This window comes from Rhodoferax sp. GW821-FHT02C08, from assembly GCF_059421805.1.
In genome coordinates this window covers 1-23779 of sequence record NZ_JBWKVR010000007.1, presented here as the reverse complement: position 1 = coordinate 23779, position 23779 = coordinate 1, and the positions used below count along the sequence as shown (strand labels likewise).

General features: G+C 61.1%; 22 protein-coding genes and 1 pseudogene. 4 read left to right on the top strand and 19 right to left on the bottom strand.

Features of this window, described 5'->3' with window-relative positions:
• Positions 1 to 14: 14 nt before the first annotated feature.
• The 18 genes from trpA to AC07VY_RS10505 form a co-directional block, all read right to left on the bottom strand.
• On the bottom strand, positions 15 to 824 hold the full coding sequence (gene trpA / locus AC07VY_RS10590; protein ID WP_495097528.1) for a tryptophan synthase subunit alpha: 810 nt from the start codon (positions 822 to 824) through the stop codon (positions 15 to 17).
• Positions 821 to 2104: a tryptophan synthase subunit beta gene (gene trpB, locus AC07VY_RS10585; protein WP_495097529.1), complete on the bottom strand. Its 1284-nt coding sequence runs from the start codon at positions 2102 to 2104 to the stop codon at positions 821 to 823. Before trpB ends, trpA begins: the two co-directional genes overlap by 4 nt.
• Positions 2082 to 2792 carry a phosphoribosylanthranilate isomerase gene (locus tag AC07VY_RS10580; RefSeq protein WP_495097530.1) on the bottom strand — a complete coding sequence of 237 codons (711 nt, stop codon included), beginning with the start codon at positions 2790 to 2792 and terminating at the stop codon, positions 2082 to 2084. Before AC07VY_RS10580 ends, trpB begins: the two co-directional genes overlap by 23 nt.
• Positions 2789 to 3571 (bottom strand): tRNA pseudouridine(38-40) synthase TruA, encoded by a 783-nt coding sequence (truA, locus tag AC07VY_RS10575; protein WP_495097531.1) that lies wholly within the window; start codon positions 3569 to 3571, stop codon positions 2789 to 2791. The genes AC07VY_RS10580 and truA overlap by 4 nt, the downstream gene beginning before the upstream one ends.
• A 33-nt stretch (positions 3572 to 3604) precedes the next feature.
• Entirely contained in the window at positions 3605 to 6142 is a 2538-nt protein-coding gene (locus AC07VY_RS10570; RefSeq protein ID WP_495097532.1) for a motility hub landmark protein FimV, read from the bottom strand.
• A 189-nt stretch (positions 6143 to 6331) separates the two neighbouring features.
• Positions 6332 to 7468, bottom strand: a complete 1137-nt coding sequence (gene asd, locus AC07VY_RS10565) for an aspartate-semialdehyde dehydrogenase (RefSeq protein WP_495075424.1) — start codon at positions 7466 to 7468, stop codon at positions 6332 to 6334.
• 80 nt (positions 7469 to 7548) lie between these two features.
• On the bottom strand, positions 7549 to 8637 hold the full coding sequence (gene leuB / locus AC07VY_RS10560; protein ID WP_495097533.1) for a 3-isopropylmalate dehydrogenase: 1089 nt from the start codon (positions 8635 to 8637) through the stop codon (positions 7549 to 7551).
• Between the two features lie 84 nt (positions 8638 to 8721).
• Positions 8722 to 9378, bottom strand: coding sequence for a 3-isopropylmalate dehydratase small subunit (gene leuD / locus AC07VY_RS10555; protein ID WP_495075426.1), 657 nt, complete (start codon positions 9376 to 9378; stop codon positions 8722 to 8724).
• Between the two features lie 13 nt (positions 9379 to 9391).
• Positions 9392 to 9550 carry an entericidin EcnAB gene (locus tag AC07VY_RS10550; protein ID WP_495075427.1) on the bottom strand — a complete coding sequence of 53 codons (159 nt, stop codon included), beginning with the start codon at positions 9548 to 9550 and terminating at the stop codon, positions 9392 to 9394.
• Positions 9551 to 9573: 23 nt separating this feature from the next.
• Positions 9574 to 10995: a 3-isopropylmalate dehydratase large subunit gene (leuC, locus tag AC07VY_RS10545; protein WP_495097534.1), complete on the bottom strand. Its 1422-nt coding sequence runs from the start codon at positions 10993 to 10995 to the stop codon at positions 9574 to 9576.
• Between the two features lie 26 nt (positions 10996 to 11021).
• On the bottom strand, positions 11022 to 11942 hold the full coding sequence (locus AC07VY_RS10540; protein ID WP_495097535.1) for a LysR family transcriptional regulator: 921 nt from the start codon (positions 11940 to 11942) through the stop codon (positions 11022 to 11024).
• A 235-nt stretch (positions 11943 to 12177) separates the two neighbouring features.
• Positions 12178 to 13488 (bottom strand): citrate synthase, encoded by a 1311-nt coding sequence (locus tag AC07VY_RS10535; protein WP_495075430.1) that lies wholly within the window; start codon positions 13486 to 13488, stop codon positions 12178 to 12180.
• A gap of 10 nt (positions 13489 to 13498) precedes the next feature.
• Positions 13499 to 13816, bottom strand: coding sequence for an FAD assembly factor SdhE (locus AC07VY_RS10530; protein WP_495075431.1), 318 nt, complete (start codon positions 13814 to 13816; stop codon positions 13499 to 13501).
• A gap of 9 nt (positions 13817 to 13825) precedes the next feature.
• A complete protein-coding gene (locus AC07VY_RS10525; protein WP_495075432.1) occupies positions 13826 to 14530 on the bottom strand; it encodes a succinate dehydrogenase iron-sulfur subunit in 705 nt (234 codons plus the stop codon).
• 10 nt (positions 14531 to 14540) lie between these two features.
• Positions 14541 to 16349, bottom strand: coding sequence for a succinate dehydrogenase flavoprotein subunit (sdhA, locus tag AC07VY_RS10520; protein ID WP_490592493.1), 1809 nt, complete (start codon positions 16347 to 16349; stop codon positions 14541 to 14543).
• Positions 16350 to 16377: 28 nt separating this feature from the next.
• A complete protein-coding gene (sdhD, locus tag AC07VY_RS10515; protein ID WP_495097536.1) occupies positions 16378 to 16746 on the bottom strand; it encodes a succinate dehydrogenase, hydrophobic membrane anchor protein in 369 nt (122 codons plus the stop codon).
• A gap of 21 nt (positions 16747 to 16767) precedes the next feature.
• Entirely contained in the window at positions 16768 to 17214 is a 447-nt protein-coding gene (sdhC, locus tag AC07VY_RS10510) for a succinate dehydrogenase, cytochrome b556 subunit (protein ID WP_490592495.1), read from the bottom strand.
• 114 nt (positions 17215 to 17328) lie between these two features.
• Entirely contained in the window at positions 17329 to 18144 is an 816-nt protein-coding gene (locus tag AC07VY_RS10505; protein WP_495097537.1) for a GntR family transcriptional regulator, read from the bottom strand.
• Positions 18145 to 18335: 191 nt separating this feature from the next.
• Between AC07VY_RS10505 and AC07VY_RS10500 the strand changes: the two genes are divergently transcribed.
• From AC07VY_RS10500 to acnB, 4 genes are read left to right on the top strand one after another with little or no spacing between them, the layout of a single operon-like run.
• The gene (locus AC07VY_RS10500) at positions 18336 to 19322 is read left to right on the top strand and encodes a malate dehydrogenase (RefSeq protein WP_495097538.1); all 987 of its coding nucleotides are present in this window, start codon (positions 18336 to 18338) and stop codon (positions 19320 to 19322) included.
• A gap of 6 nt (positions 19323 to 19328) precedes the next feature.
• Complete coding sequence (locus AC07VY_RS10495; protein ID WP_495097539.1) at positions 19329 to 20348, top strand: HpcH/HpaI aldolase/citrate lyase family protein; 1020 nt, start codon at positions 19329 to 19331, stop codon at positions 20346 to 20348.
• The gene (locus AC07VY_RS10490) at positions 20345 to 20884 is read left to right on the top strand and encodes a hypothetical protein (RefSeq protein ID WP_495075437.1); all 540 of its coding nucleotides are present in this window, start codon (positions 20345 to 20347) and stop codon (positions 20882 to 20884) included. Before AC07VY_RS10495 ends, AC07VY_RS10490 begins: the two co-directional genes overlap by 4 nt.
• A 48-nt stretch (positions 20885 to 20932) precedes the next feature.
• Positions 20933 to 23536: a bifunctional aconitate hydratase 2/2-methylisocitrate dehydratase gene (acnB, locus tag AC07VY_RS10485; RefSeq protein WP_495097540.1), complete on the top strand. Its 2604-nt coding sequence runs from the start codon at positions 20933 to 20935 to the stop codon at positions 23534 to 23536.
• A 119-nt stretch (positions 23537 to 23655) separates the two neighbouring features.
• Here the strand turns inward: acnB and AC07VY_RS10480 are convergent.
• A pseudogene (locus tag AC07VY_RS10480) lies at positions 23656 to 23779 on the bottom strand (IS1595 family transposase); the annotation flags it as partial.

The window sequence follows — 23779 nt, the reverse complement described above, 5'->3', positions numbered from 1 at the left end:
TCACGGGGGGTGAATTATGCGTCCAACGCAGTGCGGATGTCCCGCAGGAAGTTTTCGGCCACGGGTACGACTTGATCGTGCGGCTGGTTTTCGATCAGCTGGATGATCTTGCTGCCAATCACCACCGCATCGGCTACCTGGCCAATGGCGCGGGCGGTTTGGGCATCCCGGATGCCAAAGCCCACGCCGACCGGGATATGCACATGCTCGCGGATCCGCGGCAACATGGCTTCAACAGCAGCCGTGTCCAGCGTGCCGGCACCGGTGACGCCTTTGAGCGACACGTAATACACATAGCCGCTGGCGACATGGGCTACCTGCTGCATGCGTTTCTCGGTGGAGGTGGGCGCCAGCAGGAAGATCAGGTCCATGTCGTGGGCTTTTAGCTTGGCCGCGAAGTCCACGCATTCCTCGGGTGGATAGTCCACCACCAGCACGCCATCCACACCGGCTTGTGATGCATGCGCAATGAATGCATCTTGGCCGTGTGCCTGGTCATAGCGCTCAACCGGGTTGGCGTAGCCCATTAGCACCACCGGCGTGTGGGCGTTTTGCTTGCGGAATTCCCGCACCATGTCCAGCACCTGTGCCATGCCAATGCCGAAGGACAAAGCGACATCGCCGGCCTTTTGGATCACCGGCCCATCGGCCATCGGGTCGCTGAAGGGCACCCCCAGCTCGATAACGTCGGCCCCAGCAGCGACCATGCCATGCATCAGCGCGGGTGTGATGTCAGCAAACGGGAAGCCCGCGGTAACGTAAGGGATCAGTGCTTTGCGCCCGTCTTTCTTGAGCTGGGCAAAGGTCGTGGTGATACGGCTCATACGGCCTCCTTCAGCGTGGTGCCTGCACCTTTGACGGTGAGGCCGCGCATCGATGGTCGGTCGTAAAAATCAGAACCCGACAGATCGGCTACCGTGCCAATATCCTTGTCGCCCCGGCCGGACAGATTCACCAGAATCGACTGGTCGGGTCGCATGGACTTGGCCAGCTTCATCGCGTAGGCAAAGGCATGGCTGGACTCCAGCGCCGGGATGATGCCTTCGGTACGGCACAAGTAGTGAAAGGCATCCAGTGCTTCCGCATCGGTGATGCCGACGTATTCGGCGCGGCCAATGTCTTTCAGGAAAGCATGCTCCGGGCCGACACCGGGGTAGTCCAGGCCGGCACTGATGCTATGGGTTTCGGTCACCTGGCCGTTCGCGTCCTGCAGCAAATAGGTGCGGTTGCCATGCAGCACGCCAGGGCTGCCTTTTTGCAGTGATGCCGAATGCTTGCCCGACTCCAGGCCTTCGCCGGCGGCTTCCACGCCGATCAGCCGGGTCGCCGCGTGGTCGATGTAGGGGTGGAAAATTCCCATGGCATTGCTGCCGCCACCCACGCAGGCGATAACTGCATCGGGCTGCTCGCCCGTGCAACCGGCCGCTGCCAGCATCTTAGGCATCTGCACCAGGCATTCGTTGCCAATGACGCTCTGGAAGTCGCGCACCATCATCGGGTAGGGGTGTGGACCGGCCACGGTACCGATGATGTAGAAAGTGTTGTCCACATTCGCGACCCAGTCGCGCATGGCTTCGTTCAGCGCATCTTTCAGGGTCTTGCTGCCGCTTTCCACTGGGACGACGGTGGCGCCCAGCAGCTTCATACGGTAGACGTTGGGGCTCTGGCGCTTCACGTCTTCGCTGCCCATGTAGACCACGCATTCCAGGCCGTAGCGGGCGCAGATGGTGGCCGTGGCCACGCCGTGCTGGCCGGCGCCGGTTTCGGCAATGATGCGCGGCTTGCCCATGCGCTTGGCTAGCATGGCCTGGCCGATCACATTGTTGATCTTATGGGCGCCGGTGTGGTTCAGGTCTTCACGCTTCAGGAAGATCTGCGCGCCGCCCATTTCCCGGCTGGTGCGGGCTGCGTGGTAGACCGGCGAGGGGCGACCGACGAAATGCGCCAGTTCCGAGGCGAACTCGGCCAGAAAGGCCGGGTCATGCTGGTACTGGGCGTAAGCCTCTTTCAGTTCTTCGATGGCATGGGTCAGCGTTTCAGAGACGAAACTGCCGCCGTAAATGCCGAAATGGCCTGAAGCATCAGGCTGCTGGTAAGTGGACATGGTGTGACTTTGCAAGTTGGGCGTCTGCCGCGCGCACAGCGGCGACAAACTGGTGGATTTTTTCGGCGTCCTTGATTCCCTTGGAAATCTCGACGCCAGAACTCACATCAACGGACAGCGACAGAGCGCGTGGCCGGACCTGCAAAATACCATCGGTCACGTTTGCAGGCGTGAGTCCACCACTTAAGACGAGGTGAGAGTTGACGCTTGGAGGAAGACGTGACCAATTGAATGTTTTTCCGCCGCCGCCGTATCCATCGACATGGGCGTCGAGCAGGATGGCTTGGGCTTTTGCGTAATCGGACGCGAATTTTACCAAGTCGAAGCTGCCACTGTCACCCAGGGGAATACGCGCCGCGCGCAGGAACGGGCGTCGGCCCTGTGCACTGGCTTCCCAGCACTGCTCTGGCGTTTCTTCACCATGAAATTGGACTGTGGCGCAGGGTATATCTGAGCAGGCAGCTATCACATCTGTAGCAAGTGCATTCACGAACAACAGCACAGGGGTGACGAAGGGCGGCAGTCGTTTGGCCAGTTCCGCCGCGCGCTGCGGTGTCACATAGCGGGGGCTGGGTGGATACAGCACAAAACCGACAGCGTCGGCACCGGCGGCCACAACGGCATCCACGTCTTGTTCACGGGTCAGGCCGCAGATTTTGATGCGCGTGCGCGTTTGGAGGTTTGTCATGGCAGCCAATCAAAGGCAGGGGTACGGTCTGGCAAACCCCAGTGGGCAGGATACACCGGACCCATGAAGTACAGGCCATCAGGGGAAAACGTGGGTGCGGCGGCATTGCGGTTGCGTGCCGCCAGCACCACTTGTATCCATTCCGGTGGCTGCTCCCCTTTGCCGATGACCAGTAGGCAACCCATCAGGTTGCGGATCATATGGTGCAGAAAAGCATTGGCTTCGAATTCGAATCGCCAGTACGCTCCGCGCCGAGAAATATCCAGGCGCATGAGTGTCTTGACCGGCGATAAGGCCTGGCAGCGCGCGGCACGGAAGGATGAAAAATCGTGTTCGCCCAGCAAGTATTGGGCAGCTTGCTGCATGGCGGTTAAATCCAGAGGCCGGAATACCCAGCCCACACGACCACCTTCCACACTGGGGCGCACCGGCGACTCCAGCAGGGCATAGACATATCTGCGGGCAATGGCACTGGCGCGGCAGTGGAAGCTATCGGGAACCTCTTGCGCCCATTGCACAGCGATGTCTCGGGGCAGCAAGGCGTTCACGCCACGCACCCAGGAGGCTGTGGGTCGTTGCAGGCGGGTGTCGAAATGCACTACCTGCATCATGCCGTGTACACCCGCATCGGTGCGGCCCGCGCACAGAGTGGATACACGTTGCTGAGTGAAGCAGGCCAACGCCGCTTCCAGCTTGTCCTGTACCGTGTTACCTGAGGGCTGGCTCTGCCAGCCGTTGTAAGGTTGACCGTTGTAACTGACGGCTAATGCCAGACGCATGAACGGATCAACCCTGCATCACCGACCATGGCATCAAGACAGGCTGGCTAGGAATTGTTGTGCCTTGGCGCGCAGCGCGCCAGTGGCTTCTGCCAGCACTTCTTCGGCCAAGGCCCGGGCGCCATCTTCATCGCCGATGGAGTTGAACTCTTCGGCCAGCGACAGCTTGGTTGCTAATGGATCGCCGGCATCGGGCTCTTCTTCCGGCTCGACAGGACTGGCAGGGGCAGGGGTTTCTTCCAGGTCCAGCGACAGAGATCCCATATCGAATGGGATTTCGTTGCCATGGCTGGCCGGAGGGGCTGCTTCCAGTTCTGCCGTGGGTACCAGGTCGATGTCGAAGTCCAGGGCGTCCATGTCGGCCGGCGCATCAGGTAGGTCGAGCGCGGCAGGGACTGTCAGTGACGACACGGGGTCAAAGTGGTCCGCACTGCTATTGATTTCCGGGAAGGATGCAGCCGGAGGCTGTACCGCATCGGGCGGCAGCGTGCTGGGCGCATCCGTAGCCGCAGGACCGTTCTGCAGAAAGTCCAGATCGAGATCCAGGTTAGAGAACGCGTCCGGCGTGGATGGGGTCTGTGGGGTCTCCATGCGCGGCTCTACCAGACCAGCGGTGGCTGCGAGTGCGGCTACTGCAGCGGCGCCGTGGTACAGGGCATTGTTTGGGTCCAGATTGCGGCCCAGTTCGGCGATATGGTCCCATTCAGGACCCATACCACCGGTCAAACCATGCGCCTGGGTGGCCAGGGCAGTGAAGCTGCTCAAGTCCCGACGCTTGGCGTAGATGTCTTGCAGCTTGGCGTGGATGGCGACACGGCCCGGGTTGCTGCGCAAAGCTTCTTTGAGGATTTCTTCAGCTTGCAGGTCCCGGCCATAGGCCAGATAGACATCTGCTTCGGCGACCGGGTCCACGTCGCCCGCGGCGTCCAACTGGCTGGGCGAATAGGACATGGACGACGCAGGCGCATCCGCTGCGTTGGTGTCAATCCGTTGGCCGCCGCTGGCACCGAAGAAGGAGTCGGGCTGCAGCCGGCTTTCCAGAAAGGAGCTGTCAGCACTGGAGGCATTTTTACGTTTGCGTGAAAAGTACAGGCCAGCACCAGCAAGCAAGACGACTATGCCGGCCCCTAGGGGGGCTAGCGGGTTGTCCAGAAGGGCATTGAACCAGCCGTCCTCTTCTACAACGGCTGGGGCGGGCGGTGCACTAGCGGTTACGGCAGGCGCGGGCGCAGAGGCGGCAGGGGCAGTCGGAGCGGGTGCGGGTGCTGGCGTAGACACCGGCGTGCCTGGCTCAGAGGCTGCTGGTGCGGCCGACGCGGCGGGTGGAGCCGCTACCGGCACGGGCACGGTTACCGCGGGCATTTCTGCTGCTGCCTTGGCGGCACTGGCTGGCGGGGCTGCCGGTGTGGCTGGCGCAGGTGCGCTGGCGGAAGAAGCGCCCAGCTTGTTCAGATCGGTGATGTTTTTGGACAGTTCGGCAACCCGTGCTGCGGCTTCTTTGGCAGCCTTTTCCTGGGCGATGGCGTCTTCCGTGCCTTTGCTGTTTTTCAGTGCACCTTTGGATAGCGTCAGCTTGTCGGGGACGGCGACGGAGGGCTTTTTCTCGCTGACTTCCGCCTGTACACGGCCACTGGCTTTGCGGTCGGCTTCTGCCGTCTGCACGGCGGGCACACCACCGGCCAGCTTGCTGCGGAACTCGTTGAAGTCCCGGCTTTGTGCGTTGATGATTTGAGTGGCTTCCGGCGCGGGAGTCGCGGCGGCCTGGTCGCTGTCTGGCAGCTTGATGACTGCACCGGCCTTGACGCGGTTGACGTTGCCGTTGATGAATGCGCTCGGGTTGGCGCGCAACATGGCCACCAACATCTGGTCCAGCGACACATTGGCGGGTTTGGAACTACCTGCAATCTTGCTGGCGGTGTCGCCCGCCTTGACCACTACCTGCTTTGCCTCGCTGGGAGCCGGCGCGGGCTTGGGGGCTGCGGCTACGGGTGGACGCGGCGTGACCGGGCGTACAGCTTCTGAGTTGGCTGAAGGCGCCACTGCGGGTGCGCTGGGTGCAGCAACAGGCGCTGGTGTGGTGACTTGTGGAGCGGTTGCGGCAGTCGCGGGTGCTTGGCGCTGCGAAGGCGGGTCCAACAAAATGGTGTAGTCACGCACGATCCGGCCCGAGGCCCAGTTCACCTGCAGGATCAGGTCCACAAACGGGTCGTTGACAGCACGGTTGCTGTTCAGGCGTAACACCGAGCGGCCATCGGGGCGGCGCTGCAGTTGTATTTTCAGGTCGGTTAGCGCCGGGCTGTATTCCAGACCTGCCGCACGAAAGGCTTCTGGGGGGGCGATTTCGGGCCGAAGGCTGCTGGCTTCGTCGGTGGAGATATCCGGTAGCTCGATTTCCGCGCGTAGGGGCTCACCCAGGCCTGACAAGACGGTCATGCGTCCCAGTGACAAGGCGGCGGCATGATTGGCAAAACCCAGCAAAGTGGCTGCAGCTGCAGCTGCAATTGCAGAGGCTCTCCAGCCGCGCAATGGCAGATTTTGGCCAGAGGGGCTAAAAGCGCGTTCAACCGACATATTCTTGTTCATCATTCGGGCATGTACTACGATACAAAAAAAGAAAAAGTACCATAGCATCAATGTCTTACGCAGACAAGTTGATGTGGGCTTTTACGGTTGAAGCATCGCGCGGCAGCGATGTTGCAATACCTTACATGTTACCAAACACGCGTGGCCTGCCCTAGACGAGCAGGCCATGTGTTGTGTTTACGCTTCCAGCAGGATACGCAGCATGCGGCGCAGGGGCTCGGCAGCACCCCACAGCAGCTGGTCGCCGATGGTGAAGGCGCCCAGGTATTCGGGGCCCATGGCCAGCTTGCGCAGGCGACCGACCGGGATGCCCATGGTGCCGGTGACGGACACCGGCGTCAGGTCTTTCACCGTGGCTTCGCGGGTATTCGGCACCACGCGCACCCACTCGTTGTCCTGGGCGATCATGGCTTCGATGTCGGCCAGCGGCACGTCTTTCTTCAGCTTGAAGGTCAGCGCCTGGCTGTGGCAGCGCATTGCGCCCACGCGCACGCAGAAGCCGTCGACTGGCGTGATGGCGGTGCCGAAGCCCGGGCCTTGGCCCAGGATCTTGTTGGTTTCGGCGCCGCCCTTCCATTCTTCCTTGCTGGAGCCGTCGCCCAGGTCCTTGTCGATCCAGGGGATCAGCGAGCCGCCCAGCGGCGCGCCAAAGTTGGCGATCTCGGCCGCGCTCAGGTTCTGCTGCTTGGCCAGTACCTTGCGGTCGATTTCCAGGATGGCCGACTTGGGGTCGTCCAGCAGCGTGCGAACTTCGGCGTTCAGCGTGCCGAACTGCGTCAGCAGCTCGCGCATGTGCTGGGCGCCACCGCCGGAGGCAGCCTGGTAGGTCATGCTGGTCATCCACTCGACCAGGCCGGCCTTGTACAGCGCGCCCACGCCCATCAGCATGCAGCTGACGGTGCAGTTGCCGCCGATCCAGTTCTTGCCGCCCTTGGCCAAGGCGTTCTTGATCACCGGCAGGTTCACCGGGTCCAGCACGATGATGGCGTCGTCGTTCATGCGCAGGGTGGAGGCCGCGTCGATCCAGTGGCCGTTCCAGCCGGCAGCGCGCAGCTTGGGGTAGACCTCGGAGGTGTAGTCGCCGCCCTGGGCGGTCAGAATGATGTCGCAGCGCTTGAGCGCGTCGAGGTTGTACGCGTCTTGCAGCGTGGTTTCGTTCTTGGCCTGCGCGGGGGCTTTGCCACCGGCGTTGGATGTCGAGAAGAACATCGGCTCGATCAGGCCGAAATCGCCCTCGGCCTGCATGCGGTCCATCAGCACCGAGCCGACCATGCCGCGCCAGCCCACCAAACCTACGAGATTACCTACCTTCATCACATTGCCCTTTCAGAAAAATTGATTTCTCTTCTCCCGGCTCGTCGGGCCGGGAGGGGCGTGACGAACCGGGCTAAGTCTTAGCCTTTAATGGTCGTCTTGGTAATGGCAGCCACGACGGCATCGCCCATTTGCTGGGTGCCGACCTTGGTCGTGCCTGCCGAGTAGATGTCCGGTGTTCTCAGGCCCGCAGCCAGCACGGATTGCACTGCGGACTCGATACGGTCGGCAGCGTCGGCTTGTTGGAGGGAGAAACGTAACATCATGGCGGCGGACAGTATTGTAGCCAATGGATTGGCCACGCCCTTGCCGGCGATATCCGGCGCGCTGCCGTGGCTGGGTTCGTACAGGCCCTGGTTCTGTGCATTCAGGCTGGCCGAGGGCAGCATGCCGATGGAGCCGGTGAGCATGGAGGCTTCGTCGGACAGGATGTCGCCGAACATATTGCCGGTGACGATCACGTCGAAGCTCTTCGGGGCCTTGACCAGCTGCATGGCGGCGTTGTCGACCAGCATGTGGTCCAGCGCCACGTCAGGGTACTGCGTGCCGATCTCCACCATCACGTCTTTCCACAGCTGCGAGGTTTCCAGCACATTGTTTTTGTCCACGCTGGTCACGCGCTTGTTGCGCTTGCGGGCGGCCTGGAAGGCGACGTGGGCGATGCGCTCGATTTCCGGGCGGCTGTAGCGCATGGTGTCGAAGGCTTCTTCCGCACCGGGGAAGTGCCCGTCGACCGCGATGCGGCGCCCGCGCGGCTGGCCGAAGTAAATGTCGCCGGTGAGTTCGCGGATGATCAGAATGTCCAGGCCGGACACCAGCTCAGGCTTGAGGCTGGAGGCGCTTACCAGTTGCTCGTAGCAAATGGCCGGGCGGAAGTTGGCGAACAGGCCCAGGTTCTTGCGCAGGCCCAGGATGGCCTGCTCGGGGCGGAACTGGCGCTCCAGCTTGTCGTACTTCCAGTCGCCGACGGCGCCGAACAGCACGGCGTCAGCTTCCTTGGCCAGCTTCAGCGTGGCTTCGGGCAGCGGGTGGCCATGGGCGTCATAGGCGGTGCCGCCGACCAGGGCCGATTCCATTTCGAACGGCAGGTCGAGTACGTTCAGTACCTTGATGGCCTCGGCGACGATTTCGGTGCCGATGCCATCACCGGGGAGTACTGCGATTTTCATAGAGCTCATTGGAATTTATAAAAAATAGGCTGCCAGCGCAGATATCTCCTGCGCTGGCAGCTATGGATTTGATAGTGGGCGGGCTTAGGCGCCAGCTACCGTGGTGTGGGCCAACCAGGGCTTGGTGGCCAGGCGTTCGGCTTCAAATGCCTTGATCTTGTCGGATTGCCGCAGGGTCAGGCCGATGTCGTCAAAACCGTTCAGCAGGCAGTATTTGCGGAAGGCCTGCACCTCGAAAGGCAACTCTTCGCCCTGCGGCTTGACGATGACTTGGCGCTCCAGGTCCACCGTCAGCTGGTAGCCGGGGAAGGCCTGGCAGGCGTCGAACAGTTCGGCCACTTGCGCTTCGGGCAGCACGATGGGCAGCAGGCCGTTCTTGAAGCAGTTGTTGAAGAAGATGTCGGCATAGCTGGGCGCGATGATGGCGCGGAAGCCGTATTGGTCGATGGCCCAGGGCGCATGTTCGCGCGACGAGCCACAGCCGAAGTTCTTGCGCGCCAGCAGGATGGAAGCGCCTGCATAGCGTGGCTGGTTCAGCACAAAGTCGGGATTCGGCTTGCGGCTGGCCGGGTCTTGGCCGGGGAAGCCCGGGTCCAGGTAGCGCCATTCGTCGAACAGGTTCTGGCCGAAGCCGGTCTTGCGGATGGACTTCAAAAACTGCTTGGGGATGATTGCGTCGGTATCGACGTTCTCGCGGTCCATGGGGGCCACCAGGCCCTTGAGTACGGTAAATTTCTGCATGGTGAGGTGCGCCTTATTTGGAGATGTCTCGAATTTTTTCGCCAGCTTTCTCGACACCTTTGCCAGCGGCCGTACCGACCTCCTTAGCGTCTTGCTTGACGCCGGACCAAGTGTTGCAGCCAGACAGGAGCAGCAGGGCAGAAGTAGCAATCAGGGCGATGAATGTTTTCATGATGAAAAGCTCCAGAGAAGGGGTCAGCTGAATTTGCGGATATCGACGAAATGGCCGTGCACGGCGGCGGCGGCGGCCATGGCCGGGCTGACCAGATGCGTGCGGCCACCCGCGCCCTGGCGGCCTTCGAAGTTGCGGTTGCTGGTGGAGGCGCAGCGCTCGCCGGGCTCCAGCTTGTCTGCATTCATGGCCAGGCACATGGAGCAGCCGGGTTCGCGCCATTCGAAACCGGCGGCCTTGAAGATCAGGTCCAGGCCTTCGCGCTCGGCCTGCTCTTTCACCAGGCCGGAGCCGGGTACGACCATGGCCAGCTTGATGTTCTTGGCGACCTTCTGACCCAGCTTCTTCACCACGGCGGCGGCTTCGCGCATGTCTTCGATGCGGCTGTTGGTGCAGGAGCCGATGAACACCTTGTCGACGAAGATGTCGTTCAGCGCCTTGCCGGGTTCCAGGTTCATGTAGGTCAGCGCGCGCTCGATGGCGCCGCGCTTGTTGCTGTCTTTTTCCTTTTCAGGATCGGGCACGCGGCCGTCGATGCCCAGCACCATCTCGGGCGAGGTGCCCCAGGTGACCTGCGGAATGATCTGGCTGGCGTCCAGCTCGACCACGGCGTCGAAATGCGCGCCGGGGTCGCTGTGCAGGGTGCGCCAGTAGGCGGCAGCGGCATCGAATTCGACGCCCGTGGGGGCCAGCAAACGGCCTTTGACGTAATTGACGGTCTTCTCGTCCACCGCCACCAGGCCGGCGCGGGCGCCGGCTTCGATGGCCATGTTGCAGACCGTCATGCGGCCTTCCATGCTGAGTGTGCGGATGGCCGAGCCGGCGAATTCGATGGTGTAGCCGGTGCCGCCGGCAGTGCCGATTTTTCCAATGATGGCCAGCACGATGTCCTTGCCGCCGCAACCCTTGGGCAGCGTGCCTTCCACCTTGACCAGCATGTTCTTGGCCTTCTTGGCGAGCAGGGTTTGCGTGGCCATCACGTGCTCGACCTCGCTGGTGCCGATGCCGTGCGCCAGCGCGCCAAATGCGCCGTGTGTGGAGGTGTGCGAGTCGCCGCAAACCACGGTCATGCCAGGCAGGGTGGCGCCGTTTTCTGGGCCGATGACATGCACAATGCCCTGGCGTTTGGACATGAACGGGAAGTAGGCGGCCGAGCCTGATTCGGCGATGTTGGCGTCCAGCGTGGTGATCTGCTCTTTGCTGATCGGGTCGGTGATGCCGTCGTAGCCCAGCTCCCAGCCGGTGGTTGGGGTGTTGTGGTCGGCGGTGGCGACGATGGAGCTGATGCGCCAGACCTTGCGGCCGGCCTGGCGCAGGCCTTCGAAGGCCTGCGGGCTGGTCACTTCATGGACCAGATGGCGGTCGATGTAGAGGATGGTCGTGCCATCGTCTTCGGTGTGGACGACGTGTTCGTCCCAGATCTTGTCGTACAGAGTGCGTGCCATTTGTGCTTCTTTCGTGGAACTTAATTTTATGCTTCTGGCCGGGGGCTGAGGTGGTCCAGCAGCAGGCGGGCGGTGACGGGCAGGGTGGAGAAATCGCGCGCCACCAGCTCGATCTGGCGCGTAGCCCAGCTGTCGTTCAGGGGCACTGCGACCAGCTGGCCGGTGCCGCGCATCAGCTCGAACGCGCGCTGCGGCATCACGCCAATGCCGAGACCATTGGCGATCATGCGGCACATGGCGTCTAGTCCGGCGACGTGGATGCGCAGCTTGATGCTGCGGCCCTGGGCGGCGGCGGCGCGGTGCATGGCCAGGTAGATCGAGCTGGTGGCATGCAGGCCGACGTGGTCGAAATCCAGGGTGTCTTCAAAATTGATAGCGGCCTGTGCAGATAAAACGTGCGCTGCAGGCACTATCAAGGCCAAATTGTCTTGCCGGTAGGCGCGGGTTTGCAATGTACCCACGCCGTCGGCGGTGTTGCAGATGCCCAGGTCGGCCGCGCCTTCCTGCACCGCGCGAATCACTTCGGAGCTGAGGTGTTCCTCCAGGTCGATTTTTACCTGGGCATGCTCGCGCACAAAAGCGCCCAAATCTTCGGGCAGGAACTGCACCACGGCGGAGATGCTGGCGTGGATACGCACATGGCCGCGCACGCCGAACGCGTACTCGCTGAGCTCACCCTGCATCTTCTCCAGGCTGTAGAGCATGGAGCGCGCGTGGTGCAGCAGGCTTTCACCGGCGGGCGTGAGGTCCACGCCGCGTGCGTGACGCACCAGCAGGGGTGTGCCCAGCGTGGCTTCCAGGTCGCTCAGGCGCTTGCTGACGGCGGAGGCGGCGATGAATTCCCGTTCCGCCGCGCGGCCTATGCTGCCGAGCTCACAGACCGCTACAAACAGCTGTAGCGAGGTGAGGTCCATGCGGCGGGCAAAGTTGCGTTCGGTGGGTTGCATCGGGGTTGGGCATCGCTGTGGGCGATGGCTAGCTATTTTCCTGCTTTTGAATTGGCTTTGCCTTCTGTATTGGCGATGGCTGCCATCGCGTGCATGCGACACGGAATTTATATGTTTTATGGCTCTAGCACACGTATTACATGCGCTGGCAGCTATCTAAAGTGTAGCAATCTCGGCAGGCATGAAAAAACCCGCCGGCATTGCTGCAAGGCGGGTTTCTGAGGGGCTGCGTGGATTAACGCGAAGCGATGGGCTTGACGTTGCGAGCTACCGAGCCGGTGAACAGCTGGCGTGGGCGGCCGATCTTGTACTCGGGGTCGCCGATCATTTCATTCAGCTGGGCGATCCAGCCGGAGGTGCGGGCCAGGGCGAACACGGCGGTGAACAGCGGCGTGGGGATGCCGATGGCGCGCTGCACGATGCCGGAGTAGAAGTCCACATTCGGATAGAGCTTGCGCTGTACGAAATAGTCGTCTTCCAGGGCGATCTTTTCCAGGGCCATGGCCAGCTTGAACAGCGGGTCGTTTTCCAGGCCCAGCTCGGCCAGCACTTCCTTGCAGGTCTCTTGCATCAGCTTGGCGCGCGGGTCGTAGTTTTTGTACACGCGGTGGCCAAAGCCCATCAGCTTGACGCCGGAGCTCTTGTCCTTGACCTTTTCCATGAACTCGCCGACCTTGGCCACGCCGCCCATTTTCTGGATGTCTTCCAGCATGTTCAGGCATGCTTCGTTGGCGCCGCCGTGGGCGGGGCCCCACAGGCAGGCCACACCGGCCGCAATGGCTGCGAACGGGTTGGTGCCGGAGGAGCCGCACAGGCGCACGGTGGAGGTGGAGGCGTTTTGTTCGTGGTCGGCGTGCAGCGTGAAGATACGGTCCAAGGCGCGTTCCAGCACGGGGCTGACCTTGTATTCTTCGCAGGGCGTGGCGAACATCATGTGCAGGAAGTTGCCGGCGTAGCTCAGCTCGTTCTTGGGGTACATGTAAGGTTGGCCAATGGTGTACTTATAGGCCATGGCGACCAGCGTTGGCATCTTGGCGATCAGGCGGATCGCGGCGATTTCGCGGTGCTGCGGATTCGTGATGTCGGTGCTGTCGTGGTAGAAGGCCGACAGGGCGCCGACCAGGCCGGTCATGATGGCCATGGGGTGGGCATCACGGCGGAAGCCGCGCAGGAAGAACTGCATCTGCTCGTTGACCATGGTGTGGTTGGTCACGAGCTTGGTGAAGTCGGCTTTTTGGGTGGGGTTGGGCAGCTCACCGTACAGCAGCAGGTGGCAGGTTTCCAGGAAGTCGCAGTTGGTGGCGAGTTGCTCAATGGGATAGCCGCGGTATAGCAGCTCGCCCTTGTCGCCGTCGATGTAGGTGATGGCCGACTGACAGGATGCGGTGGACAGGAAGCCCGGGTCGTAAGTGAACATGCCGGTTTGGGCATACAGCTTACGGATATCGATCACGTCGGGACCCACGTTGCCGTGGTACACCGGGAGGTCCACACTCGGGCTGCCGTTACTGAACGACAGGGTGGCTTTATTGTCAGCTAGTTTCATTTTTACCCTTTCAGCGGTTTCTCAACATACTCAAAACTTCGTGCACGTCGCTGCGGTCCAGCGCGGGCTCTACCTGGTCAAGTGGCTTACGCGCCAAATGCAGATCCAGCAGATCGTTGTCACTCAGCTCCATTAGATCGCTCAAGGCTTTCCCTTGACTGACGGTCAGGCTATCGGCGTATTTTTGGAAAAACTGGTCGATATAGAGATCGTTCTCCAGCAGACCACGCCGGCAGCGCCAGCGTAGTTTGCTCAAGGCACGCTCGTCGAGCAACTCCGAGCCGGCGGCCAGGGCCGCAGGCGGGGTGGAGTGGGAAAGTGGTTGCACCAATAAGCCTTAGACGGCGCGGCGGACCATCAGTTCCTTGATCTTGCCAATCGCTTTGGTAGGGTTCAAGCCTTTGGGGCAGACGTCCACGCAGTTCATGATGGTGTGGCAGCGGAACAGGCGGTATGGGTCTTCCAGGTTGTCCAGGCGGGCAGCGGTGCTGTCGTCGCGGCTGTCGGCGATGAAGCGGTAGGCTTGCAGCAGGCCGGCTGGGCCGACGAACTTGTCTGGGTTCCACCAGAAGCTGGGGCAGCTGGTTGAGCAGCTGGCGCACAAGATGCACTCGTACAGGCCGTTCAACTCTTCGCGTTCTTCCGGGCTTTGCAGGCGCTCGCGCTCGGGCGCCAGGCTCTCGTTCACCAGGTAGGGCTTGATCGAGTTGTACTGCTTGAAGAAGTCAGTCATGTCCACGATCAGGTCGCGGATGACAGGCAAGCCGGGCAGCGGCTTGAGCACGATAGTGCCTGGCAGCGTCAGCATATTGGTCAGGCAGGCCAGACCGTTCTTGCCGTTGATGTTCATGGCGTCCGAGCCGCACACGCCTTCACGGCAGGAGCGGCGGAACGACAGCGTGGGGTCTTGTTGCTTCAGCTTGACCAGTGCGTCCAGCAGCATGCGTTCATGGCCGTCGAGTTCGATCTCGATGGTCTGCATGTAGGGCTTGGCATCGGTGTCCGGATCGTAGCGGTAGATTTGGAATGTACGTTTTGTCATTTTTCTATCCTTAGAAGGTACGGACCTTGGGTGGCACGCTGTCCACGGTCAAAGGCTTGAGGTTCACCGGCTTGTAGTCCAGGCGACTGCCTTCGCTGTACCACAGGGTGTGTTTCATCCATTCCTTGTCGTTGCGGCCGAGTGGGAATTCGGCGTGGTCGGCCGGGTGTTCGTAGTCGTACACCGTATGGGCGCCACGGCATTCACGACGGGCGGCGGCGGAGACGATGGTGGCTTGCGCGACTTCGATCAGGTTGTCTACTTCCAGCGCTTCGATGCGCGCCGTGTTGAAGATCTTGGACTTGTCTTTCAGCGTGATGCTGGCGACTTGTTTGCGGATTTCGGCAATCTTGGCCACGCCTTCGTCCATGCTGGCCTGGGTGCGGAACACGCCGGCGTGCAGCTGCATCGCTGCGCGGATGTTGCCTGCCACGTCTTGCGAGTAGGTGCCGTCGGTCGAGGCTTCAAGCTGGTTTAGGCGCTCCAGAGTGCGGTCGGCCGCGTTTTCCGGCAGGGGCTTGTGCTCCTTGCTGTTCTTGGCGAATTCCACGATGTGGCGGCCAGCGGCCTTGCCGAAGACCAGCAGATCAAGCAGCGAGTTCGTGCCCAAGCGGTTGGCGCCGTGTACGCTGACGCAGGCGCATTCGCCCACGGCGTAGAGGCCATTGACCACGGAGTTGTTGATGCCGTCTTTTTGCTCCACGACCTGGCCGTGGATATTGGTTGGCACGCCACCCATTTGGTAATGGATGGTGGGCACCACGGGAATCGGTTCCTTGGTGATATCCACGTTAGCGAAGTTGACACCGATCTCGTACACCGAGGGCAGGCGCTTGTGGATGGTGTCGGCACCCAGATGGTCCAGCTTGAGCAGGATGTAGTCTTTGTTCGGACCGCAGCCACGGCCTTCCTTGATTTCCTGGTCCATGCAGCGCGATACGAAGTCGCGCGGTGCCAGGTCCTTCAGGGTGGGCGCGTAGCGCTCCATGAAGCGTTCGCCATTGCTGTTCAGCAAGATCGCGCCTTCGCCACGGCAGCCTTCGGTCAGCAGCACGCCGGCACCGGCCACGCCGGTGGGGTGGAACTGCCAGAACTCCATGTCTTGCAAGGCAATGCCGGCACGTGCCGCCATGCCCAGGCCGTCGCCGGTGTTGATGAAGGCATTGGTGGAGGCACCGAAGATGCGGCCTGCACCACCGGTGGCCAGCAGCACGGTCTTGGCTTGCAGGATGTGCAGGTCGCCGGTTTCCATTTCCAGGGCAGTTACGCCAACCACATCGCCCGCGGCATCGCGGATGATGTCCAGGGCCATCCATTCAACGAAGAAATTGGTCTTGGCCTTGACGTTTTGTTGGTACAGCGTATGCAGCATGGCGTGGCCGGTGCGGTCGGCCGCGGCGCAGGCGCGTTGCACGGGCTTTTCACCGTAGTTGGCGGTGTGGCCGCCGAACGGACGCTGGTAAATCGTGCCATCGGGGTTGCGGTCGAACGGCATGCCGAAGTGTTCCAGCTCGTACACCACCTTGGGGGCTTCGCGGCACATGAATTCGATGGCGTCCTGGTCGCCGAGCCAGTCGGATCCCTTAATGGTGTCGTAGAAGTGGTAGTGCCAGTTATCTTCCGACATATTGCCCAGCGAGGCGCTAACGCCGCCTTGGGCGGCCACGGTGTGGCTGCGGGTGGGGAAGACTTTGGACAGCGAGGCCACGTTCAGGCCGGCTTTGGACAATTCGAGGGCTGCGCGCATACCGGAACCGCCGGCACCGACGATCACGACATCAAATTTGCGCTTGGAAATGTGGGCTTTGGTATAGGTCATTTTTATTTCTGCGTGGATCAAACGGGTATCACAGACGCCAGAGCACTTGGATGGCCCAGCCAGCGCAGCCAACCAGCCAGACGATGGTGAAAATTTGCAGCAATAGGCGCAGGCCGACATGGGCGGTCACATAGTCCATAAAGACGTCACGCATGCCTACCCACACGTGGTAGAGCAGGGCGATGATGACCGAGAATGTGACGATCTTCATCCATTGCGCTGCAAAGATGCCGGCCCACAGGTCGTAACCGATAGGGCCTTTGGCGATCAACAGCTGGGCCAACACGGCCACGGTGAACAGGGCCATGATGCCCGCAGTGACGCGCTGTGCCAGCCAGTCGCGCAAGCCATAGTGCGCGCCGACGACAACGCGTTTAGATCCGTATTTAACCGACATGGTGGAGTGCTCCGGGGTGAATTAATACAGGCCGAACAGCTTGGCTGCCAGCACGACGGTTAGCCCCAGGCTGATGGCGAGGGTGAACTTGGCGGACTTGGCGCCAAACTCCTTGGTGACCGCGTCATGGTGGGTGTCCATCCACAGATGGCGCAGACCGGCAGTGAAATGGTGCAGGTAGGCCCAGATCAGCGCCAATGCCACCAGTTTGAAGATGAAGCCTGGTACGAATCCTGCTCCGATATTGAACACGGCTTTGAATTTTGCAAACGAGATTTCGCTGGAAACCGAGGTGTCAAACATCCAAATGATGAAGGGCATCAACAGGAACATGATGACGCCGCTGACGCGGTGCAGGATGGATACCCAGGCTGCCGGTGCCATGCGATAGGTCGGCAGGTCCGTGAGGGCGTTGATGTTGCGAAATTCAGGTCGTTTTGTTTTCAGGGGGGAGGCAAGCTCGGACATAAATGCGCTTTCGTGGAGGTAACAGGCTGTAATTATTCGAACAAGTGCAACCTAAAATTCTATTGCAATGCAGCATAAGAACCTTTGCTGTATCGGAATAGGCTTCAACTTGCTTCAACTTAACTCATTGCGGTAGTGGTGCGATTCCGTGTTGTAGAGGCCGCGCCGTAACTCCATGGGAACATCGTTGTAGGTGTAAGCGACCCGCTCCACGCACAGCAAGGGGGCGGCAGGCCCCACTTTGAGCAGGCGGGCCTGGTCGATCTCCGGGTTGACCGCGCGTATTTTTTCCTCGGCCCGTACCATGCGCACGCCAAATTCGGTTTCAAACAATGCGTACATCGGGCCACGGTAGCCGGCCAGGCGCTCCATGGTCAAGCCCTTGAACGGTACACCCGGCAGCCACAAGTCGTCCAGGATTGTCGGTACAAACTCGCCATTGCGCTTGAAGGACAACATGCGGCGCACATGCAGCACGGCGTCGCCGCTGCGCAGGCCCAATGCTTTGGCCACGTCGGCGGAGGCACGCTGGCGTTTGCAGTCGATGATGTCGCGCTGGGCCGGGCCTTCGCTCTGGATGTCGCCCTGGTCGGGCATCAGTTTCAAGAAGCGGTACTGCACATGCTGTTCGGCATGGGTGGCGACAAAAGTACCCTTGCCCTGGCGGCGCACCAGCAGGTTATCGGCCGCCAATTCGTCAATGGCTTTGCGCACCGTACCTTGGCTGACGCGATAGCGTGCCGCCAATTCCATTTCGCTGGGAATGGCTTCGCCCGGTTTCCATTCGCCGGCCTGCAGACTTTGCAGAATGAGTCCCTTGATCTGCTGGTAGAGCGGGCTGAATGCTGGTGTCAGCGTTGGTGCAATGCTGGCACTGGCGTCACTGGCCGCCGGTGCTGGATCGACGGCGATGGCGGGTGTGTGGGTCATTGGCAAACTGGGGTGGTGTGAGCAAATGCGTAGGGATGAAACAATCCGAATCATATCTTATATAAGACATAAGACAAATTGACGTTTGCGGGTTTTCGAGAGTAAACTCCATGGCTGTTTGTGTCGCACCCGGCGACTGGCATGGGTGTGCGGTCCAACCTCGTTTTTCAACACTTCCTGGAGTCTTTCCCATGAGCAAAAAGCCTGTTCGCGTTGCCGTCACCGGTGCCGCCGGTCAAATCGGTTACGCCATTCTGTTCCGCATCGCCTCCGGCGAAATGCTGGGTAAAGACCAGCCTGTGGTGTTGAGTCTGCTGGAAGTGCCTGTGGAGAAGGCCCAGCAAGCGCTGCAAGGCGTGATCATGGAATTGCAAGACTGCGCCTTCCCCTTGCTGGTGGGCATCGAAGCGCACAGCGACCCCCTGGCTGCATTCAAGGACGTGGACTACGCATTGCTGATCGGTTCGCGCCCCCGCGGCCCAGGCATGGAGCGTGCCGAACTGCTGGCCGTGAACGCCGAAATCTTCACCGCCCAAGGCAAGGCCTTGAACGCTGTAGCCAGCCGCAATGTCAAGGTGCTGGTGGTCGGCAACCCAGCCAACACCAATGCCTACATCGCCATGAAGAGCGCGCCAGATCTGCCACGTAAGAACTTCACCGCCATGCTGCGCCTGGACCACAACCGTGCGCTGAGCCAGATCGCCGCCAAAACCGGCAAGGCCGTGGCCGATATTGAAAAACTCACCGTCTGGGGCAACCACTCGCCCACGATGTACGCCGACTACCGTTTCGCCACCATCAACGGCGAAAGCGTCAAGACCATGATCAACGACGAAGTCTGGAACAAGGATACCTTCCTGCCCACCGTGGGCAAGCGCGGCGCGGCCATCATCGCCGCCCGTGGCGTGTCTTCGGCCGCCTCGGCCGCCAACGCAGCCATCGACCACATGCGCGACTGGGCGCTGGGTACGAATGGCAAGTGGGTCACCATGGGCATCCCATCGGACGGCCAGTACGGCATCCCCAAGGACACCATGTTCGGCTTCGCCGTGACCTGCGAAGGTGGCGAATACAAGGTTGTGGAAGGTCTGGAAGTTGACGCGTTCTCGCAAGAGCGTATCAACATCACCCTCAAAGAGCTGCAAGACGAGCAAGCCGGCGTCGCCCACCTGCTCTAAGTCAGCATGCTGCATCCGCGTCAAGTTCTGCTGGGTGCCCAGGCTGCGGAGGCTTTCCTCTCGGTCTGTGACCACTACAGCGGTGTTGAAGCGCGGATGCGCAAAAGCCTGCAACTGCAGGCCGAAATGACGGAAGAGTTCGGCGCCTGCGTTTTCGACGTGACGCTGGACTGCGAAGATGGCGCGCCCGCTGGTGGCGAGGCCGAGCATGCTGCCATGGTGGTGGAGTTGGCTTTGGCTGCACCGGTGTCTGCCCGGGTGGCGGTGCGTGTGCATGCGGTGGACCATCCGTCGTTCGCCCAGGACATGGCCCTGATTGCTGGCCAGGCCGGCCACCGCTTGTGCCATGTGATGGTGCCCAAGATCGAATCCGTGCACGATATCGACGTGGTCGAAAAGGCACTCCAGCGCACATCTCCTGTGCATGTGCCGCTACAAGTTTTGATTGAATCTCCGGCGGCGGTGCAACGCGCCTTCGAGATTGCAGCGCATCCGCGGGTGCAGTCCCTGAGTTTTGGCCTGATGGATTTTGTGTCCAGCCATGGCGGAGCCATTCCCGCGGATGCGATGGGGGTCGAGGGTCAATTTACCCATCCGCTGGTGGTGCGGGCCAAGCTGGAAATTGCATCCGCCTGCCATGCGTATGGCAAAGTGCCGTCGCATTGTGTGGTGACCGAATTCAATGACACCCGGGCGCTGCAGGCTGCAGCCCGGCGCGCGGCACAAACACTGGGTTTCACCCGTATGTGGAGCATCCATCCTGGCCAGATTCGCCCCATCCTGGAGGCGTTTTCGCCATCGGAGTCTGAAGTGGACAAAGCCGCTCGCATCATCGAGGCGGCCGTGCGTGCCGAATGGGCGCCTATTTCCTTTGCCGGGCAACTGCACGACCGTGCAAGCTACCGATATTTTTGGCAGGTACTAGAGCGCGCCCATAAAACCGGCCGCCACCTGCCTTCCGAAATGGCTGGATATTTCCAGCCATCCTCCTCTCCTGTCCATCCTGTTCAATTGGAAAACGTATGAAATTAGTTCTGTCTGCGGCTGCGTGCCTGCTCTCCGTCAGTTTGGTCTGGGCGCAAGACGTGCCCAAATCCACCAAGGCTGCACCCAAGCCCACCAGCAGCCGCCAGCAGCTCAAGTCGGCGGCCAAGAATGTCGCTGCCGGTATTGAAGCTGCTGAAGCTGCCCTGACGCCTGCGGAAATGGCGATTGCCGAACGTGTGCAAGTCGGGGCTGTGCCTTGTGAGTTGGGCACCGTCGTGAACCTGGTGGCCGATCCCAAATACCCGGGTTACTTCAATGTCCAGGTCAAGTCGCTGAAGTACCGGATGTTCCCAGTGGAAACCAGCACCGGCGCGATCCGCCTGGAAGACAAGAAGGCTGGTGCCGTGTGGCTGCAGTTGGCCAATAAGTCCATGCTGATGAATCAGAAACTGGGCCAGCGCTTGGCTGACGAATGCATGAGCCCCGAACAGGTGGCTGTGGCCGAGGCCTTGAAGAAGCTGCCGGCGCAAAGCATGTTTGCGCCAGCGGCACCCGTAGAGACGGCCACCAAATAAATCGAAATTTCTAGTTTTACCCCACGATTTTTGAACCAGGAGAAAACCATGTTGCAAGCCTATGCCGCCCATGTAGCTGAGCGCGCCGCCCTCGGCATTCCCCCGCTCCCCCTGTCTGCCAAGCAGACCGGCGAGTTGATCGAACTGCTGAAGAACCCACCCGCAGGCGAAGAAGCCAATCTGCTGAATCTGATCACACACCGCGTTCCAGCTGGCGTGGACGATGCCGCCAAAGTGAAGGCCAGCTACCTGGCAGCCGTGGCCCATGGCACTGAAAAATGCCCGCTGATCTCGCGTGAAAAAGCTACTGAACTGCTGGGCACCATGCTGGGCGGCTACAACATCAGCCCGATGATCGACCTGCTGGACGACTCCGCCGCCTCGGTGGCCGCGGCCGCCGCCGATGGTCTGAAGAAAACCCTGCTGATGTTCGACCAGTTCCATGACGTGCAGGAAAAGGCCGAGAAGGGCAATGCCCACGCCAAGGCTGTGCTGCAAAGCTGGGCCGATGCCGAATGGTTCACCAGCCGCCCCGAAGTGCCCAAGAGCATCACCGTCAGCATCTTCAAGGTGGCCGGCGAAATCAACACCGACGACCTGTCGCCCGCGCCCGATGCCTGGAGCCGCCCCGACATTCCGCTGCACGCTTTGGCGATGCACAAGAATGCCCGCCCCGGCATCACCCCCGAAGAGGATGGCAAGCGCGGCCCGGTCAAGTTCCTGGAAGACCTGCGCGCCAAGGGCAACCTGGTCGCCTATGTGGGCGACGTGGTCGGTACCGGCTCCAGCCGCAAGTCCGCCACCAACTCGGTGCTGTGGTTTACCGGTGAAGACATCCCATTTGTGCCTAACAAGCGTTTCGGTGGCGTCTGCCTGGGCGCCAAGATCGCTCCGATTTTCTACAACACCATGGAAGACTCGGGCGCACTGCCGATCGAGCTGGACGTGAGCCAGATGGCCATGGGCGACGTGGTCGAACTGCTGCCCTATGAAGGCAAGGCCCTGAAAGACGGCAAGGTGATTGCCGAGTTCAAGTTGAAGAGCGAAGTGCTGTTCGACGAAGTGCGCGCCGGTGGCCGCATTCCGTTGATCATCGGCCGCGGCCTGACCGCCAAGGCGCGCGAAGCCCTGGGTCTGCCCGTCAGCACCCTGTTCCGTCTGCCGCAAAACCCGGCCGACACCAAGAAGGGTTTCACCCTGGCCCAGAAGATGGTCGGCCGCGCCTGTGGCCTGCCGGCTGGCCAAGGCGTGCGCCCTGGTACCTACTGCGAACCCAAGATGACCTCGGTCGGTTCGCAAGACACCACCGGCCCGATGACCCGCGACGAGCTGAAAGACCTGGCCTGCCTGGGTTTTAGCGCCGACCTGGTGATGCAATCCTTCTGCCACACGGCCGCTTACCCCAAGCCCGTGGACGTGAAGATGCACCACGAACTGCCCGACTTCATGAGCACCCGTGGCGGCGTGCCCTTGCGCCCGGGTGACGGCATCATCCACAGCTGGTTGAACCGCATGCTGTTGCCTGACACCGTCGGCACCGGCGGCGACAGCCACACCCGCTTCCCCATCGGCATCAGCTTCCCCGCCGGCTCCGGCCTGGTGGCGTTTGGCGCGGCTACGGGCGTGATGCCGCTGGACATGCCAGAGAGCGTGCTGGTGCGTTTCAAGGGCGAAATGCAGCCTGGCATCACCCTGCGTGACCTGGTGAACGCGATTCCGCTGTACGCCATCAAGGCCGGTCTGTTGACCGTGGCCAAGCAAGGCAAGAAGAACATCTTCTCGGGCCGCATCCTGGAAATCGAAGGCCTGCCGAACCTGAAGGTTGAGCAAGCATTTGAATTGAGCGATGCCTCGGCCGAGCGCTCTGCTGGCGGCTGCACCGTGCACCTGAACAAAGAGCCGATCATCGAGTACATCAACAGCAACATCACCATGCTGAAGTGGATGATTGCCACCGGGTATTCCGACGTGCGCACCATCAACCGCCGCATCAAGGCGATGGAAGCCTGGCTGGCCAACCCCGAGCTGATGCACGGCGATGCCGATGCCGAGTACGCCGCCGTGATCGAGATCGACCTGGCCGACATCCACGAGCCTATCGTGGCCTGCCCGAATGATCCGGACGACGTGAAGACCCTGGCCGAAGTCGAAGGCAGCAAGATCGATGAAGTCTTCATCGGCTCCTGCATGACCAACATCGGCCACTTCCGCGCCGCCTCCAAGCTGCTGGAAAACAAGCGTGACATCCCCGTCAAGCTCTGGATGGCACCGCCCACCAAGATGGACGCCAAGCAGTTGTCCGAAGAAGGCCATTACGGCGTGCTCGGCTCGGCCGGCGCGCGCATGGAAATGCCAGGCTGCAGCCTGTGCATGGGCAACCAGGCGCAGGTGAAAGAGGGCGCAACCGTGTTCTCCACCTCGACCCGCAACTTCCCGAACCGCCTGGGCAAGAACAGCAATGTCTACCTGGGTTCGGCCGAGTTGGCTGCCATCTGCTCCAAGCTGGGCCGCATTCCCACCAAGGCCGAATACATGGCTGATATGGGCGTGCTGAACAAAGACAGCAGCAAGATTTACCAGTACCTGAACTTTGACCAAGTGAAGGATTACACCGATCTGGCCGATACCGTGAAAGACACCGCCGCCGCGTAAGTGTCTGGTGGAGGAGGGCTGGTGACGGCTCTCCAGTTGAAATTGCGCCAGGGCCTGTAGCTATTATTTATGTAGCTACAGGCCCTTGTTGTATCTGCGCTAGAGGCATATTTTCCTGATTAGCTACTTGCCTCAGAGTATCGAAGAACAGTCAATGGAAGTGGCTGGGTCGTCACAGCCGCGCGCAGCAGACGCGGCAGCATGGCGGCCAAGTCAAATCTGCGGTTGAAGCGGTACGCAAAC

What these genes read in the sequence shown, in the direction of transcription:
- AC07VY_RS10570 (WP_495097532.1), bottom strand. Translation starts at nt 6,142, where the DNA reads ATGTCGGTTGAACGCGCTTTTAGCCCCTCTGGCCAAAATCTGCCATTG.
- AC07VY_RS10525 (WP_495075432.1), bottom strand. Translation starts at nt 14,530, where the DNA reads ATGACAAAACGTACATTCCAAATCTACCGCTACGATCCGGACACCGAT.
- leuC (WP_495097534.1), bottom strand. Translation starts at nt 10,995, where the DNA reads ATGGCACGCACTCTGTACGACAAGATCTGGGACGAACACGTCGTCCAC.
- trpB (WP_495097529.1), bottom strand. Translation starts at nt 2,104, where the DNA reads ATGTCCACTTACCAGCAGCCTGATGCTTCAGGCCATTTCGGCATTTAC.
- trpA (WP_495097528.1), bottom strand. Translation starts at nt 824, where the DNA reads ATGAGCCGTATCACCACGACCTTTGCCCAGCTCAAGAAAGACGGGCGC.
- leuB (WP_495097533.1), bottom strand. Translation starts at nt 8,637, where the DNA reads ATGAAAATCGCAGTACTCCCCGGTGATGGCATCGGCACCGAAATCGTC.
- sdhC (WP_490592495.1), bottom strand. Translation starts at nt 17,214, where the DNA reads ATGTCCGAGCTTGCCTCCCCCCTGAAAACAAAACGACCTGAATTTCGC.
- AC07VY_RS10550 (WP_495075427.1), bottom strand. Translation starts at nt 9,550, where the DNA reads ATGAAAACATTCATCGCCCTGATTGCTACTTCTGCCCTGCTGCTCCTG.
- AC07VY_RS10580 (WP_495097530.1), bottom strand. Translation starts at nt 2,792, where the DNA reads ATGACAAACCTCCAAACGCGCACGCGCATCAAAATCTGCGGCCTGACC.
- acnB (WP_495097540.1), top strand. Translation starts at nt 20,933, where the DNA reads ATGTTGCAAGCCTATGCCGCCCATGTAGCTGAGCGCGCCGCCCTCGGC.
- AC07VY_RS10535 (WP_495075430.1), bottom strand. Translation starts at nt 13,488, where the DNA reads ATGAAACTAGCTGACAATAAAGCCACCCTGTCGTTCAGTAACGGCAGC.
- AC07VY_RS10505 (WP_495097537.1), bottom strand. Translation starts at nt 18,144, where the DNA reads ATGACCCACACACCCGCCATCGCCGTCGATCCAGCACCGGCGGCCAGT.
- sdhD (WP_495097536.1), bottom strand. Translation starts at nt 16,746, where the DNA reads ATGTCGGTTAAATACGGATCTAAACGCGTTGTCGTCGGCGCGCACTAT.
- sdhA (WP_490592493.1), bottom strand. Translation starts at nt 16,349, where the DNA reads ATGACCTATACCAAAGCCCACATTTCCAAGCGCAAATTTGATGTCGTG.
- AC07VY_RS10540 (WP_495097535.1), bottom strand. Translation starts at nt 11,942, where the DNA reads ATGCAACCCACCGAACGCAACTTTGCCCGCCGCATGGACCTCACCTCG.
- AC07VY_RS10495 (WP_495097539.1), top strand. Translation starts at nt 19,329, where the DNA reads ATGCTGCATCCGCGTCAAGTTCTGCTGGGTGCCCAGGCTGCGGAGGCT.
- AC07VY_RS10500 (WP_495097538.1), top strand. Translation starts at nt 18,336, where the DNA reads ATGAGCAAAAAGCCTGTTCGCGTTGCCGTCACCGGTGCCGCCGGTCAA.
- leuD (WP_495075426.1), bottom strand. Translation starts at nt 9,378, where the DNA reads ATGCAGAAATTTACCGTACTCAAGGGCCTGGTGGCCCCCATGGACCGC.
- asd (WP_495075424.1), bottom strand. Translation starts at nt 7,468, where the DNA reads ATGAAGGTAGGTAATCTCGTAGGTTTGGTGGGCTGGCGCGGCATGGTC.
- AC07VY_RS10490 (WP_495075437.1), top strand. Translation starts at nt 20,345, where the DNA reads ATGAAATTAGTTCTGTCTGCGGCTGCGTGCCTGCTCTCCGTCAGTTTG.
- truA (WP_495097531.1), bottom strand. Translation starts at nt 3,571, where the DNA reads ATGCGTCTGGCATTAGCCGTCAGTTACAACGGTCAACCTTACAACGGC.